Here is a 14,268-nt window from a genome sequence, read left to right as displayed (position 1 = left end):
CCCTCCGTCATGGTCGGGCTCGACCCGACCATCTACAGCCGCAGGTGCCGCATGGCAACTGTGTTCAATCGAAGTTGGTTTTGTCGCGCTGCATTGCATTGAGGATCGTGATGAGCTTTCTTGCGACGGCGATGATGCCGGCCTTTGCGGAACCTGTTCTGGCTGAGACGGCCTGATGGAAGGCGCGCAGGCGCGCTGAAGCCTTGATCGCGCCGAGAGCCGCCATGTAGAGGGCCTTTCGCACGCGTGGCCTGCCGCCCTTGATGCGGCGGCGGCCGGATCTCCTGCCGGAATCGTCATTGAAGGGAGCAAGGCCGGCAAGGCTTGCGGCTGTTTTGGGCGAAAGGCTGCCGAGTTCGGGCATATGGGCCAGCAGGGTCAAGGCTGTCACCTTGCCCACGCCGGGCGCGGAGGTAAGGCGGTGCGCCTGCTGAGCGAGATGTCCATTCTTCATCTGCTCGTCGATCGCAGCCTGGATCGAGGCGATCCTCTCGCCGAGGATGGCGATCATGGCCTCGATGTCGGCGCGGACGGCGGGATCGAAGGCATCGCAAAGATGCCGGCGCTCGGTTGCACGGGCATCGACGAGCTGGTCCCGGCGGCGGGCAAGGGCCGCCAGCCGCTCGCGCACCGGGCAAGGCGGCGCCTCGGCCGTCAGGCCGAACATGGTTCCCATCTCGCAAAGCGAGCGGGCATCGATGCGGTCGGTCTTGGCCAGCCGTCCCCGCGCTTCGGCAAAGCGCCGGGCCGTCTTCGGGTTGACGCGGGCAAAGGCGATGCCGGCCTGCGAAAGACACAGGCGCAGCAGCCGGTCGCAATGACCTGTCGCCTCGAAGACGACCAGGTCGGTGGCCGGGTCGAGGCCACGGGCAAAAGCGGACAGCGCGGTCTGCTCGTTGGGAATGCGGCAGAACCTGGCCGTTTTCGGATCGAAGATGTCGATCATGTCCTTGCCGATGTCGCAGCCGATGAAGGTATGGTGTATCGTCATGGCGCCTGCTCCTGTGTGCGGGGTCTGTGGCGACAGCCCCGTGCAACTGTTCAGGTTGATGGGCGAAGCGGGAAGGGACCAAGCCATGCCGCGGCCTGCCGTCACAAACGGCGGCCTGGATCCTCTCGGCCTCCTTCCCGCAACCATCTTACATCAGACCAAACACACAGGATCCTCGGGTCAAGCCCGAGGATGACGGCGGTGGGTGGGCACTGAAACCGCTCAGGCAGCGAGGTCTCTGAGGACGGTTTGTAGGATGCCGCCGTTGTTCATGTATGTGACCTCGTCGAGGGTGTCGATGCGGCAGAGGAGCGGGATGTCGCGGACGGTTCCGTCGGCATAGGTGATCTTCGCGATCTTCTTCTCGCGCGGTTTGATGTCGCCTTCCAGGCCCTCGATGGTGACGGTCTCGTCGCCCTTGAGGTCGAGGGACGCCCAGGTCGTGCCGTCCTCGAAGACGAAGGGCACGACGCCCATGCCGACGAGGTTGGAGCGGTGGATGCGCTCGAAGGACTGGGCGATCACGGCCTTGACGCCGAGAAGGTTGGTGCCCTTGGCCGCCCAGTCGCGCGAGGAGCCGTTGCCGTATTCGACGCCCGCGAAGATGACGAGCGGAACGCCCTCCTCCTTGTACTTCATCGCCGCGTCGTAGATCGACATCTCCTCCTTGGAGGGATAGTGGATCGTGTAGCCGCCCTCCTTGCCGTTCGGCCCCAGCATGTGGTTGCGGATGCGGATATTGGCGAAGGTGCCGCGCATCATCACCTCATGGTTGCCGCGCCGCGTGCCGTACTGGTTGAAGTCGGCGACGCCGACGCCATGGCCGATCAGGTAGGCACCGGCCGGCGAGGCCGCCTTGATCGAGCCGGCCGGCGAGATGTGGTCGGTGGTGATCTTGTCGCCGAACAGGCCCAGCACCCGCGCGCCCTTGATGTCGGAAAGGCCCGAGCCGGTCCTGCCCATGCCGACGAAGTAGGGCGGGTTCTGCACATAGGTCGACTGGTCGTCCCAGGCATAGGTCTGGCCCGCCGGCACCTGCACGTCCTGCCAGTTGGCGTCGCCCTTGAACACGTCGGCATATTTCGTGGCGTAGAGCTCGCGCGTGACATACTTCATGATGAAGGCCTGGATCTCCTTGGAGGAGGGCCAGATGTCCTTGAGGTAGACCGGCTTGCCGTCCTTGTCCTCGCCGAGCGGCTCGCTCGTCAGGTCCTTCTGCACGGAGCCGGCCAGCGCGTAAGCCACGACGAGCGGCGGGGAGGCGAGGTAGTTCGCCTGCACGTCCGGCGAGATGCGGCCCTCGAAGTTGCGGTTGCCCGACAGGACGCCCGCGGCGATCAGCCCCTTGTCGTTGATCGTCCTGGAGATCGGCGCCGGCAGCGGGCCGGAATTGCCGATGCAGGTCGTGCAGCCGAAGCCGACGAGGTTGAAGCCAAGCGCGTCGAGATCGGCCTGCAGGCCGGACTTGGCAAGGTATTCGCCGACGACCTGCGATCCCGGCGCCAGCGACGTCTTCACCCACGGCTTGGTCTTCAGACCCTTCGCGACCGCGTTGCGGGCGAGAAGCCCGGCGGCGATCAGCACCGACGGGTTCGACGTGTTGGTGCAGGACGTGATGGCGGCGATCGCCACGTCGCCATGGCCGAGATCGTAGTCCGTGCCCTCGACCGGATAGCGGTTCTCGAGCTGGCCCGGCTTCTTGTAGTCGTTCTCCATCGCGCTCGCAAAGCCCGAGGCGATGTTCTCCAGCGGAATGCGGCCCTCGGGGCGCTTCGGGCCGGCCATGGCCGGAACCACGTCGCCTAGGTCCAGCTCCAGCGTGTCGGTGAAGACGAGGTCGGAGCCGTCGCCGTCACGCCACATCCCTTGAGCCTTCGAATAGGCCTCGACCAGCGCGATGCGCTGTTCTTCGCGGCCCGACATGGTGAGATAGTTGACCGTCTCGGCATCGACCGGGAAGAAGCCGCAGGTCGCGCCGTATTCCGGGCCCATATTGCCGATCGTCGCGCGGTCGGCCAGCGTCATGTTGTCAAGGCCGGGGCCGAAGAACTCGACGAACTTCGACACCACGCCCTTCTTGCGCAGCATCTGCACGACCATCAGCACCAGGTCGGTCGCCGTCACGCCTTCCTTCAACTTGCCCGTCAGCTTGAAGCCGATGACCTCGGGCAGCAGCATGGAGACCGGCTGGCCGAGCATGGCCGCCTCCGCCTCGATGCCGCCGACACCCCAGCCGAGAACGCCGAGGCCGTTGATCATCGTCGTGTGGCTGTCCGTGCCCACGCACGTATCCGGGTAGGCGATGATCTCGCCGTCTTCGTCCTTGGTCCAAACCGTCTGGCCCAGATATTCCAGATTGACCTGATGACAGATGCCCGTGCCGGGCGGAACGACGCGGAAGTTCTTGAACGCCTGCTGGCCCCATTTGAGGAAGCGGTAGCGCTCGCCGTTGCGCTCGTATTCCAGCTCCACGTTGCGGGCAAAGGCGGTCGGCGTGCCGAACTCGTCGACGATGACCGAATGGTCGATGACGAGGTCGACCGGCACCAGCGGGTTGATCTTCTCCGGATCGCCGCCGAGCGAGACCATCGCATCGCGCATCGCCGCAAGGTCCACCACCGCCGGAACGCCGGTAAAATCCTGCATCAGGACGCGCGCCGGGCGGTAGGCGATCTCGTTCTCGACCGTGCCCTTGTTGGAAAGCCATTCGGCGACCGACAGGATGTGCTCCTTCGTTACCGAGCGGCCGTCCTCGAAGCGCAACAGGTTCTCCAGCAGCACCTTCATCGAATAGGGCAGCTTGGAGACCCCGGCAAGCCCGTTCGCCTCGGCCTTCGGCAGGCTGTAATACACATAGTCGGTGCCGTTCACCGTCAAGGTCGAACGACAATGGAAACTGTCTAGGGATCTGGACACGTTATACCCCGTTCCGTCTGGTCGCCAGAAACTGACGTACGAACGCCCTCGCGCCAAAGCGCCTGCGGGATGCGGGTGCGGCCATTTCCGCTGTCCGTACCCGGAAATCTCTCCCCGTGTTCGGCGCTGAACATCAAATTCACGCCGACCGCTGGCGTGGCGACCGCGTTATAGATAATTTCTAAGAAACGTTCCAGAGTGCCGGCCGGCAATCGGACAATTTTTTGCGTTGCGACCAAGGTCGTAAGGGAAAGTGAAACATCATGCGGCTCGTCGCCGAAGGATTGAGTGCCAAGCGCGGCGAGGACCTGATTTTCCAAGATATTTCCTTCGAAATCGCCGACGGCGAGGCGCTCGTCGTCAAGGGGCCGAACGGCTCCGGCAAGTCCACGCTGCTGCGGGTGCTCGCGGGCCTTCTGCCTGCCGAATCGGGAACGGCGAAACTTCTTGCTGCAGCGCACCCGGTCGAGCGTGTCGGCGAGGCCGCGCATTATCTCGGCCACCGCAATGCGATGAAGCGCGAGCTGACGGTGGAGGAGAATCTCGCCTTCTGGAAGGCCTTCTTCGGCGACTTTGCCGGCGGACAGGGCATGGCGGTCGATGCGGCGGTGGAGGCCGTCGGCCTCGGCGGCATCGCCCACCTGCCGTTCGGCTACCTCTCGGCGGGCCAGCAGCGCCGCATGGCGATGGCCAAGCTGCTCGTCGCCTGGCGGCCGGTCTGGATCCTCGACGAGCCGACGGCGGCGCTCGACATTGCCGCCGAGGAGATGTTTTCCGGCCTCGTCATGGCGCATCTTGCCCGCGGCGGCCTCGCTATTGCCGCGACGCACCAGCCGCTCGGGCTGACGGGGGCGCGGGAATTGCAGATGACCGGGTTCGCGCTGGTCGATGCGGGGAGCTGGGCATGATGTCCCTGCTCCTGCGCGATATCAGACTCTCCGTGCGTGCCGGCGGCGGCGCGCTGATCGGCGTCCTGTTCTTCATGACGGTCGTCGCGGTCATCCCCTTCGGCGTCGGGCCCGACCTCAACCTGCTCTCGCGCATCGGCCCGGCGATCCTTTGGATCGGCGCGCTGCTGGCCGCGCTGCTCGGGCTCGACCGGCTGTTCCAGGCCGAGCGCGAGGACGGATCGCTCGACCTTCTCCTGATGCAGGAGACACCGCTGGTGCTGACCGTGTTCGTCAAGTGCCTGGCGCACTGGATCGCGACCGGCCTGCCGCTCGTCGTCGCCTCGCCGCTGCTCGGGCTGTTCATGAACATGGACGAGGTTGTGATCGGGGCGACGACGCTGACGCTGCTTGCCGGCACGCCGGCGCTCACCTTCATCGGGGCGGCGGGGGCGGGCATTGCCGTGGCGCTGCCGCGTGGCGGCCTGCTCGTGTCGATCCTCGTTCTGCCGCTCGCCATTCCCGTGCTGATCTTCGGCGTCAGCGCAGTCCATGCGGCGATCGAGGATCCGGCGCCCTTCCTGCCGCCCTTCCTCGTCCTCGTCGCGCTCAACCTGTTCTTCGCCGTCATCGGGCCAGTGGCGGCGGCGGCGGCGCTTCGGCTTTCGAGCGACTGACGCGACGAATTGACGGGAATGTGATTGCGGCAGATCAATTGAAGCCGGGGGGCTTCCGCGTTAAAGAACCATCATGAGCGAACCGAGCCTTGCCATCCGCAAATTCAGCGACCTCGCCAACCCGACCCGGTTCCTGGCGCTGGTCGCGATCGTCTGGCCCTATCTTGCCGGGCTGACGCTCTGTCTTTTCGCCGCGGGGCTCTATTTATCCTTCACGACGCTCGGCGACTACCAGCAGGGCGAGACGGTGCGCATCATGTATGTGCATGTGCCGGCGGCCTGGCTTTCCATGATGTGCTACACGGTCATGGCGCTTTCGGCGCTCGGCACGCTCGTCTGGCGCCATCCGCTCGCCGACGTCTCCGCCAAGGCGGCCGCGCCGATCGGCGCCTGCTTCACGCTCGTCGCGCTCATCACCGGCTCGCTCTGGGGCAAGCCGATGTGGGGCACCTGGTGGGTGTGGGATGCGCGGCTCACCTCCGTCTTCGTGCTGTTCCTGATGTATCTCGGCCTGATCGCGCTCAACCGCGCCATGGACGACCCGACGCGGGCGGCCAAGGTCAGCGCCGTGCTGATCCTCGTCGGCTTCGTCAACATCCCGATCATCAAGTTCTCCGTCGAATGGTGGAACACGCTGCACCAGCCGGCCAGCGTCGTGCGGCTCGACGGGCCGACCATCGACCCGGAATTCCTCTGGCCGCTCCTCGTGATGGCGGTCGCCTTCACGCTCCTGTTCTTCACGCTGCACGTCCTTGCCATGCGCAACGAGATCCTGCGCCGGCGCATCGCCGTGCTGCGCCGGCATGCCGCCCGGTCCGCCGGCCGTTCGGGAGATGCGGCATGAGCCATGCCTTCTATGTCACGGCGTCCTATGTCGCCGCCTTCGCCGTCGTAGCGGGCCTTGTCCTCTGGGTCTGGCTGGACCATCGCGCGCGCCACCGTGAGCTGGCGCAGCTCGAAGCGGCGGGCATCCGCCGCCGTTCGGCGCGCAGCGGGGAAAAACCATGAGCAGCACCGACGGCGATGCGCAGAGCGGCGGAAAGCGCACGCGCCTCGTCCTTGCGGCGCTTCCCCTGGCGATCTTCGCGGGCATGGCGGCGATCTTCTTTGCCATGCTGACCGACCCCAACCGCAACACGTCTGAAATCCCCTCCGCGCTGATCGGCACCAAGGCGCCCTACCGCGATCTCGAGCCGCTGGTGGGGGCGATGAAGGACGGCGCGCAGGTGCCGGCGCTGACGGCCGAGAGCGGCAAGGGCAAGCTGACGCTCGTCAATTTCTGGGCGTCCTGGTGCGTGCCCTGCCGGCAGGAGCATCCGGTCATCCTGGCGCTGTCGAAGGATCCGCGTCTCAATGTCGTCGGGGTCAACTACAAGGACGGCAGCGAGAACGCGTTGCGCTTCCTCGGCGAGCTTGGCAATCCCTTCTCCGCCATCGGCCTCGACCCTGTCGGCAAGATGGCGATCGACTGGGGCGTCTACGGCATCCCGGAATCCTACCTCGTCGGGCCGGACGGCACGATCCTCTACAAGAAGGTCGGCCCCTTCGACGACAGGAGCCTCGAGGACGGGCTCTATCCCGCCATCGAAAAGGCGCTCGGCGCGCCGGCGCAGGCCGGCTGAGACAGGCTGCCCGGCCGGAATGGCCCTCAGGCGGCGAGCCCCTTCTTTTCCAACATCGCTTCCGGGCTCGGCAGCTTGCCGCGGAAGGCCTTGTAGGCGTCTTCCGGATCGACCGAGCCGCCGACGGCGTAGATATAGGTCTTCAGCCGCGCGGCCATGGCCGGGTCGAAGGCATCGCCCGTCTCGGTGAAGGCGGCGAAGGCGTCGGCGTCGAGCACTTCCGACCACATGTAGGAATAGTAGCCTGCCGAATAGCCGTCGCCGGAGAAGACGTGCTGGAAATGCGGCGTGGCGTGGCGCATGACGATGGATGCCGGCAGGCCGATCGCCTCCAGCACCTGCTGCTGCACCGCCATCGGGTCCTCGACGGCGCCGCGCGTGTGGAAGGCCATGTCGACCAGGGCGGAGGACGTGAACTCCACCGTCGCGAAACCGGAATTGAAGGTGCGGGCGGCGAGCACCTTGTCGAGCAGCGTTTTGGGCATCGCCTCGCCGGTCTGGTAGTGCACCGCATAGCGCGTCAGGATTTCCGGCACGGTCAGCCAGTGCTCGTAAAGCTGCGAGGGCAGTTCGACGAAATCGCGCGCGACGCCGGTGCCCGAGACCGAGGGATAGGTGACGTCGGAGAGCATGCCGTGCAGGGCATGGCCGAATTCATGGAAGAGCGTGCGCGCATCGTCGAGCGAAAGCAGCGCCGGCTTGCCTTCCGCAGGCTTGGCGAAGTTGCAGACATTGTAGATGATCGGCAGTTCGCCGACCGATCCGTTCTTGAGCGGCAGGCGGTGCTGGCTCTGGTAGGCGCTCATCCACGCGCCCGAGCGCTTGGAGGCGCGGGCGAAGTAGTCGCCGAGGAACATGGCGACGAGCCGGTCGTCGCGGTCGCGGATCTCGAAGACGCGGACATCGGGGTGATAGACCGGCACGACGGTCTTCTCGACGGCGCGGATGCCGAACAGCCGCCCGGCGACGTCGAAGCAGGCGTCGATGATCTTTTCCAGTTGCAGATAGGGTTTCAGCTCCGCCTCTGAGAAGCTGAACTTCTTCGCGCGTAGCTTTTCGGCGTAATAGCGCCAGTCCCAGGGCATGACCGCGTGGTTGTGGCCTTCCTCCGCGGCGAGGGCGGCGAGCTCCGCCTCTTCCTCGCGCGCCCGCGCCACGGCCTTTTCCCAGACCTGCATCAAGAGGCCGTTCACCGCCTCCGGCGTCTTGGCCATGGTGTTGTCGAGTTTCAGCGCGGCGAAATTCGTATAGCCGAGCAGGCCGGCCTTTTCGGCGCGCAGCGCCAGCGTTTCCCTGACGATGCCGCGATTGTCCGTTTCACCATCGTTCTCGCCGCGCGCCACCCAGGCGCGAAAGGCCTGTTCGCGCAGGTCCCGGCGGGCGGAGAAGGTGAGGAAGGGCTCGATGATCGAGCGCGACAGCGTGACGGCGAAGCGGCCGTCCTCTCCGCGTTCGCGGGCCGCAGCGGCCATGGCGTCCTTCAGGAAGTCCGGCAGGCCGTCGAGCGCATCGCCCTCGTCGAGCAGGAGCGCCCAGCTCTTCTCGTCGGCCAGCACGTTCTGGCCGAATTTCGCGCCGAGCCCGGCCAGCGTCTCGTTGATCGCGGCGAGGCGGTCCTGCTCCGGCTTGGCCAGCCTGGCACCGGACTTGACGAACCCCTTCCAGTGCCGCTCCAGCACGCGGGTCTGTTCCAGCGAGAGGTTCAGCGCCTCGCGGCCCTCCCAGAGCGCGTCGATGCGGGCGAAGAGCGCCGCATTGGTGCCGATCTTCGAATAGTGCCGCGCCATCTTGGGCGCGATGTCGCGCTCCAGGGCCTGGATCATATCGTTGGTGTTGGCGCCGGCCCGGCTCCAGAAGAGCGCGGAGACGCGGGAAAGTTCGTCGCCGGCAGTTTCGAGCGCGACGATCGTGTTGTCGAAGGTCGCGGGCTCCGGATTGCCGGCGATGGCGTCGATCTCCGCCTCGTGCGCGGCGAGCGCGGCGGCAAACCCGTCCGCGAAGGCGTCATCCTTCACGAGATCGAAACGCGGCAGGCCGTTGAGGCCGGTCCACTCGACGAGGGCGGGATCGATGCGCGTTTCGGTCATGGGGTCTGGTCCTTTCTGGCAAATCACCGTGCGGCGAATATAGGAATGGAGAAGGGGGTTGGTACAGGGTGGCGGCTTTAAAATACGGAACCGGCGCGCGGCCTGCGGCATTTGTAGGCCAAGCGGCACCCCGCCCCTTGACGCGGACGGCAACTTCGGTGAAAACACCGGATAACCGCGGCCTTGGACATCGGTAGCCGCGGTGAACTTAGGTGCCGGGCCCCTCTGGCGAGAGTTTTACGGCGCTCTCGTGATGTCGGTACCGCCAGCAATCGAGCCGGCGGATTCAAAAACATGAAAATCCTGACAATGCCTGACCCGCATGCCCTTTCCGGTATGCGTTGTTCCCTTTTCCGCAACACCGTGGCTTCCACCCAGGAGGTGCTGTCATGATCGGTAACGGCGAAGGCAAATCCACTCTTTCCTACCTGAAGTGGGCATTCATCTTCACCGCCATCGGCCTGGTGCTCGGCGCCTGGCTCGGCTGGCAGACGACCGGAACGCTCTCCGGCATGGCGACGATCTTCTTCATCTGCGCCGTGCTTGCGGTGCTGGAGATCTCGCTCTCCTTCGACAACGCCATCGTCAACGCGAACAAGCTCAAGGACATGACGCCGGTGTGGCAGCACCGCTTCCTGACCTGGGGCATCATCATCGCCGTCTTCGGCATGCGCATCGTCTTCCCGCTGCTGATCGTGGTGATCGCGGCGCGCATCGGCCCGTTCGAGGCGATCATGCTGGCGGCCCGCGAGCCGGCGGAATATGCCCGCATCATGAACGAGGCGCATCTGCCGATCGCCGCCTTCGGCGGCACCTTCCTGATGATGGTCGGCCTCACCTACTTCTTCAACCATGAGAAGGACGTGCACTGGATCGGCTTCATCGAGAAGCACATGGCCCGCTCGGCCACCGTCAAGGGCATCGAGATCGCCTTCGTGCTGCTCCTGATCCTGGTCTTCTCGAACCTGCTCGAGGGCGAGGAAGCCAACACCTTCGTCTTCTCCGCCATCTACGGCCTCCTGACCTTCCTTGCGGTGGAAGTCGTCGGTGGCCTGCTCGATGCCTCGCAGAAGGCGATGTCGGAAGCGGCCAAGGGCGGCCTCGGCGCCTTCATCTACCTGGAAGTGCTCGATGCCAGCTTCTCCTTCGACGGCGTCATCGGCGCCTTCGCGCTGACGCAGAACCTCTTCGTCATCGCGATCGGCCTCGGCATCGGCGCCATGTATGTGCGCTCGATGACGATCATGCTCGTCGACAAGGGCACGCTTGCCGAATACCGCTACCTGGAGCACGGCGCGTTCTACGCGATCCTGATCCTCTCGGTGGTCATGTATTGCCAGACGCTGGTGCACATCCCGGAAGTCATCACCGGCCTTGGCGGCGCGACGCTGATCGGCATCTCGCTCTGGTCGTCGATCCGCTACAACAAGCGGGAACGCGCGCGGGAAAGCCATGGCGACCTGCACGGCTCCGACCGTGTGGCGGCCCAACTCGGCGAACGCGCCTGAGGCACCATCGGCCGGCCGTTCCGACGGCCGGCTTCCTCGTCTTTACCGCTTTATCCGACGCCGAAGCGAGTTCGCTTCGGCTGGAAATGCTCTAGAAGAAGACGAGGCTCCGAATACAGAAGGCCCGCCGGTCTTGCGACCAGCGGGCCTTTTCGTTCAAGGAATTCTTTCTACGGCGTCAGACGCGCGGGAAGTCGGCGGGGTTGATGCCGAGCGTTCTCAGGTCGCGTTCCTTCGGGCGGCGGTGCCCTTCGACAGCCGCGGCGGCTGCATTGGCAGCGCTCAGTACGGCGAAGGCCCGGCCGAAGAAGCCCTGGGCGAAGGAGTTGCGGAGGGTGGTCATTGGATTGCTCGCTTTCTGTTTTAGCTTACGAGCAAAAGATGATGTCTCGCGCCTCAAAGGACAAGCGACGGAATCTCAGCCCAGCCATGCAACGGACGCAGGCCGGAAACGGGTGTTTCCGGCCTGCGTCCTGTTCGGTCTCGGGAGGGACCGTCGGTAAGGCTCAGTCTTCGTTGGCCGCGAACTGCGAGAGCACTTCGCCCTTGCCGCGGGCGCGCAGGATGAGCGGCACGACGACGGCGAGGATGGCCAGCACGAAGAGCACGGCGGCGATCGGCGACAGGAAGAGCGCGGAGACGTCGCCTTGGCTGATCGCCAGCGCCCGGCGCAGCTGCTGCTCCGCCATCGGCCCGAGGATGAGGCCGACGACGACGGGCGCGATCGGATAGCCGAAGATGCGCATGGCAAAGCCGAGCAAGCCGAAGGCGAGCAGCATGCCGAGCTCGAAGACCGACGGGTTGGCGCCGATCGTGCCGAGCGTCGCGAAGAGCAGGATGCCGGCATAGAGCCAGGGTTTCGGGATCGTCAGCAGCTTCACCCAGAGGCCGATCAGCGGCAGGTTCAAGACCAGCAGCATGAAATTGGCGATGAGCAGGCTGGCGATAAGGCCCCAGACGAGCTGCGGATTGGTCGCGAACAGCAGCGGGCCTGGCTGCAGGCCGTATTGCTGGAAGCCGGCAAGCATGATCGCCGCCGTCGCCGTGGTCGGCAGGCCGAGCGAGAGAAGCGGCACGAGCGTGCCGGCGGCCGACGCATTGTTCGCCGCTTCCGGGCCGGCAACGCCTTCGATGGCGCCCTTGCCGAACTCGTCCTTGTGGCTGGAGAACTGCTTTTCCGTCGAATAGGAGAGGAAGCTGGCGATATCGGCGCCGCCGGCCGGCATGGCGCCGATCGGGAAGCCGATGAAGGTGCCGCGCAGCCACGGTTTCCACGAGCGGGCCCAGTCCTGCGCGCTCATCCAGACCGAGCCCTTCACCGCCTCGACCTTGTCGGGGATGCGGTCGCCCTGGCTGGCGACGTAGAGCGTCTCGCCGATGGCGAACATGGCGACGGCGAGCGTCGTCACCTCGATGCCGTCGAGCAGGTCCGGAATGCCGAAGGAAAGCCGCGCCTGGCCGGTCTGCTGGTCGATGCCGATGACGGCAAGGCCAAGGCCGATGAAGAGGGCGGTTAGGCCGCGCAGCGTCGAATCGCCGAAGGCGGCCGAGACGGTGACGAAGGCGAGCACCATCAGCGCGAAATATTCCCGCGGGCCGAAGGAGAGCGCGAACTTGACCACGAAGGGCGCGATGAAGGCGAGACAGAGCGTGGCGATGAGCCCGGCGACGAAGGAGCCGATCGCCGCCGTTGCGAGCGCGGGACCGCCGCGGCCGGCACGGGCCATCTTGTTGCCCTCGAGCGCGGTAACGACGGAGGCGCTTTCGCCCGGCGTGTTGAGCAGGATCGAGGTCGTCGAGCCGCCATACATGCCGCCATAATAGATGCCGGCGAACATGATGAGGGAGCCGGCCGGATCGAGCTTGTAGGTGACGGGCAGCAGGAGCGCCACGGTGAGGGCCGGGCCGATGCCTGGCAGAACGCCGACGGCGGTGCCGAGCGTCACGCCGATCAGCGCATAGAGCAGGTTCATCGGCTGGGCGGCGATGGTGACGCCCTGCAGCAGGAATTCGAATGTACCCATCGTCAGCTCCTCAGAAGAACAGGTGTTCCAGCGGCCCGGCGGGCAGCGAGAGTTGCAGGAAGCGGCCGAAGATGATGTAGACGACGAAGCTGAAGGCGATGCCGATCGGCAGCGAGATCCATAGCTTGCGCCGGCCGAAGCCGAAGGCGGTCAGGGCGAAGAGCACGCCCGTCGCAATCGAGAAGCCCGCGGTCTTGAGCAGCAGCATCTGCCCGGCAAGGCCCGCCACGATGAAGACGACCGGCTTGACCTCGATCGGCTCGCGCTCCGGGAAGTCGCCGCGCCAGGCTTCGAAGCCCGTCCAGACGGCGAGCAGGGCAAGGCCGATGGCAACGACATGCGGCACGGTGGCGGGGCCGATGCGGGAATAGTTGCTCATCTCCGCAAGGCGCCCGGCATCCCACCAGATCAAGGCGGCGATGGCGAAGAGGACGGGAGCGATGACCAGCGCCGCCCGGTCGGGGCGGCGCCTTTCGTTGGAGGAGGCCCCGCTCATTTGACGAGCCCGATGTCCTTGAGGATGCTTTCCGTCGCGGCGACGTCCTTTTCGAGCTGCTCCTTGAAGGCATCGCCGGCCAGATAGGTGTTCTGCCAGCCCTTGGTCTTCAGCGTGTCCTGCCAGGCGGCGGAGTTCACAACCTTCTCGATATCGGTGTTGATGGCTGCCACCTGCTCGGCCGAAAGGCCGGGCGCCGCGGCGACCATGCGCCAGTTCTCGACGACGACGTCGAGGCCGCCTTCCTTGATGGTCGGGGCGTCGATGCCGTCCACGCGCTCGGCGCTGGAGATGGCGATCAGGCGCAGCGTGCCGGCCTTCACCTGGGCCTCGAACTCGCCATAGCCGGAAATGCCGGCCGTCACCTGGTTGCCGAGGATGGCGGCAAGCGCCTCGCCGCCGCCGGAATAGGCGACGTAGTTGATCTTGGTCGGATCGACGCCGGCGGCCTTGGCGATCAGGCCGGCCGTGATGTGGTCCGTGCCGCCGGCCGAGCCGCCGGCCCAGGAAACCGCGCCGGGATCGGCCTTCAGGGCCGTCACGAGGTCGTCCATGGTCTGGATCGGCGAGGCGGCCGGAACGACGATCGCTTCATATTCGCCGGTGAGGCGGGCGATCGGCGTCACGTCGTTGAGCGTCACCGGTGACTGGTTGGTGAGGATCGCGCCGACCATGACGTAACCGCCGACGATGAGGGCGTTCGGGTTGCCGCTGTTCTGGCTGGCGAACTGGGCAAGGCCGATCGTGCCGCCGGCGCCCGGAACGTTCACCACCTGCACGCTGCCGGAGATCTTCTCGTCCTGCAGGACGGTCTGCAGCGAACGGGCCGTCTGGTCCCAGCCGCCGCCCGGGCCGGCCGGGGCGATGATCGTGTAATCGGCGGCAAGCGCCGGAAGCGCCATGGCGCCGGCGATGAGGGATGCCAGGAAGAAGTGTTTCAAGAGTGTATCCTCCGTCAGGCGCGGCTTTGCGCGCATCGTTGCCTCTGGCGGGAGGATGGGCGGCCGGTGGCGGCGCGAACGGCTGTCCGCGGGCGCGATCTCGGCAGAATTCTCCTCCC

At 65.8% G+C, this 14,268-nt stretch carries 13 protein-coding genes; 6 read left to right on the top strand and 7 right to left on the bottom strand.

Annotated features, from left to right (window positions below; translation table 11 throughout):
* Positions 1-64 precede the first annotated feature (64 nt).
* Both WMC41_RS20120 and acnA read right to left on the bottom strand, forming a co-directional pair.
* Positions 65-991 (bottom strand): IS110 family transposase, encoded by a 927-nt coding sequence (locus tag WMC41_RS20120; RefSeq protein WP_432345941.1) that lies wholly within the window; start codon positions 989-991, stop codon positions 65-67.
* 222 nt (positions 992-1,213) lie between these two features.
* Complete coding sequence (gene acnA / locus WMC41_RS20115) at positions 1,214-3,907, bottom strand: aconitate hydratase AcnA (RefSeq protein ID WP_432345939.1); 2,694 nt, start codon at positions 3,905-3,907, stop codon at positions 1,214-1,216.
* Between the two features lie 263 nt (positions 3,908-4,170).
* Between acnA and ccmA the strand changes: the two genes are divergently transcribed.
* The 5 genes from ccmA (at position 4,171) to WMC41_RS20090 (ending at position 7,093) form a co-directional block, all read left to right on the top strand.
* Positions 4,171-4,815, top strand: coding sequence for a heme ABC exporter ATP-binding protein CcmA (gene ccmA, locus WMC41_RS20110; protein WP_272807075.1), 645 nt, complete (start codon positions 4,171-4,173; stop codon positions 4,813-4,815).
* Positions 4,812-5,471, top strand: a complete 660-nt coding sequence (gene ccmB, locus WMC41_RS20105) for a heme exporter protein CcmB (RefSeq protein WP_272807074.1) — start codon at positions 4,812-4,814, stop codon at positions 5,469-5,471. The genes ccmA and ccmB overlap by 4 nt, the downstream gene beginning before the upstream one ends.
* Before the next feature lie 73 nt (positions 5,472-5,544).
* Entirely contained in the window at positions 5,545-6,315 is a 771-nt protein-coding gene (locus WMC41_RS20100; protein WP_272807073.1) for a heme ABC transporter permease, read from the top strand.
* Positions 6,312-6,479, top strand: coding sequence for a heme exporter protein CcmD (gene ccmD, locus WMC41_RS20095; protein WP_244769155.1), 168 nt, complete (start codon positions 6,312-6,314; stop codon positions 6,477-6,479). Before WMC41_RS20100 ends, ccmD begins: the two co-directional genes overlap by 4 nt.
* Positions 6,476-7,093, top strand: a complete 618-nt coding sequence (locus WMC41_RS20090; protein ID WP_432345935.1) for a DsbE family thiol:disulfide interchange protein — start codon at positions 6,476-6,478, stop codon at positions 7,091-7,093. The genes ccmD and WMC41_RS20090 overlap by 4 nt, the downstream gene beginning before the upstream one ends.
* Before the next feature lie 26 nt (positions 7,094-7,119).
* Here WMC41_RS20090 and WMC41_RS20085 read toward each other — a convergent pair whose 3' ends face one another.
* Complete coding sequence (locus tag WMC41_RS20085; RefSeq protein WP_432345933.1) at positions 7,120-9,180, bottom strand: M3 family metallopeptidase; 2,061 nt, start codon at positions 9,178-9,180, stop codon at positions 7,120-7,122.
* A 389-nt stretch (positions 9,181-9,569) separates the two neighbouring features.
* On the opposite strand from WMC41_RS20085, the gene WMC41_RS20080 reads away from it, so the two are divergent.
* Positions 9,570-10,688, top strand: coding sequence for a DUF475 domain-containing protein (locus WMC41_RS20080; protein ID WP_272807069.1), 1,119 nt, complete (start codon positions 9,570-9,572; stop codon positions 10,686-10,688).
* 178 nt (positions 10,689-10,866) lie between these two features.
* On the opposite strand, the gene WMC41_RS20075 is transcribed toward WMC41_RS20080, so the two are convergent.
* The 4 genes from WMC41_RS20075 to WMC41_RS20060 form a co-directional block, all read right to left on the bottom strand.
* A complete protein-coding gene (locus tag WMC41_RS20075; RefSeq protein ID WP_024270181.1) occupies positions 10,867-11,031 on the bottom strand; it encodes a hypothetical protein in 165 nt (54 codons plus the stop codon).
* A 163-nt stretch (positions 11,032-11,194) separates the two neighbouring features.
* Positions 11,195-12,712: a tripartite tricarboxylate transporter permease gene (locus tag WMC41_RS20070; RefSeq protein ID WP_244769159.1), complete on the bottom strand. Its 1,518-nt coding sequence runs from the start codon at positions 12,710-12,712 to the stop codon at positions 11,195-11,197.
* A gap of 10 nt (positions 12,713-12,722) precedes the next feature.
* The gene (locus tag WMC41_RS20065) at positions 12,723-13,208 is read right to left on the bottom strand and encodes a tripartite tricarboxylate transporter TctB family protein (RefSeq protein WP_432345930.1); all 486 of its coding nucleotides are present in this window, start codon (positions 13,206-13,208) and stop codon (positions 12,723-12,725) included.
* Positions 13,205-14,149, bottom strand: a complete 945-nt coding sequence (locus WMC41_RS20060; RefSeq protein ID WP_432345928.1) for a Bug family tripartite tricarboxylate transporter substrate binding protein — start codon at positions 14,147-14,149, stop codon at positions 13,205-13,207. Before WMC41_RS20060 ends, WMC41_RS20065 begins: the two co-directional genes overlap by 4 nt.
* Positions 14,150-14,268 lie beyond the last annotated feature (119 nt).

The organism is Shinella yambaruensis (assembly GCF_050859155.1).
GTDB classification, from domain to species: Bacteria; Pseudomonadota; Alphaproteobacteria; order Rhizobiales; family Rhizobiaceae; genus Shinella; species Shinella yambaruensis.
The sequence above is the reverse complement of the archived record's forward strand: the minus strand, read 5'-3'. Positions and strand labels throughout refer to the sequence as shown.

Excerpts from the sequence above, each read along its gene's own strand:
- WMC41_RS20080 (WP_272807069.1), top strand. The coding sequence starts at position 9,570 with ATGATCGGTAACGGCGAAGGCAAATCCACTCTTTCCTACCTGAAGTGG.
- WMC41_RS20085 (WP_432345933.1), bottom strand. The coding sequence starts at position 9,180 with ATGACCGAAACGCGCATCGATCCCGCCCTCGTCGAGTGGACCGGCCTC.
- WMC41_RS20075 (WP_024270181.1), bottom strand. The coding sequence starts at position 11,031 with ATGACCACCCTCCGCAACTCCTTCGCCCAGGGCTTCTTCGGCCGGGCC.
- WMC41_RS20070 (WP_244769159.1), bottom strand. The coding sequence starts at position 12,712 with ATGGGTACATTCGAATTCCTGCTGCAGGGCGTCACCATCGCCGCCCAG.
- WMC41_RS20090 (WP_432345935.1), top strand. The coding sequence starts at position 6,476 with ATGAGCAGCACCGACGGCGATGCGCAGAGCGGCGGAAAGCGCACGCGC.
- WMC41_RS20120 (WP_432345941.1), bottom strand. The coding sequence starts at position 991 with ATGACGATACACCATACCTTCATCGGCTGCGACATCGGCAAGGACATG.
- ccmB (WP_272807074.1), top strand. The coding sequence starts at position 4,812 with ATGATGTCCCTGCTCCTGCGCGATATCAGACTCTCCGTGCGTGCCGGC.
- WMC41_RS20100 (WP_272807073.1), top strand. The coding sequence starts at position 5,545 with ATGAGCGAACCGAGCCTTGCCATCCGCAAATTCAGCGACCTCGCCAAC.
- ccmD (WP_244769155.1), top strand. The coding sequence starts at position 6,312 with ATGAGCCATGCCTTCTATGTCACGGCGTCCTATGTCGCCGCCTTCGCC.
- ccmA (WP_272807075.1), top strand. The coding sequence starts at position 4,171 with ATGCGGCTCGTCGCCGAAGGATTGAGTGCCAAGCGCGGCGAGGACCTG.
- WMC41_RS20065 (WP_432345930.1), bottom strand. The coding sequence starts at position 13,208 with ATGAGCGGGGCCTCCTCCAACGAAAGGCGCCGCCCCGACCGGGCGGCG.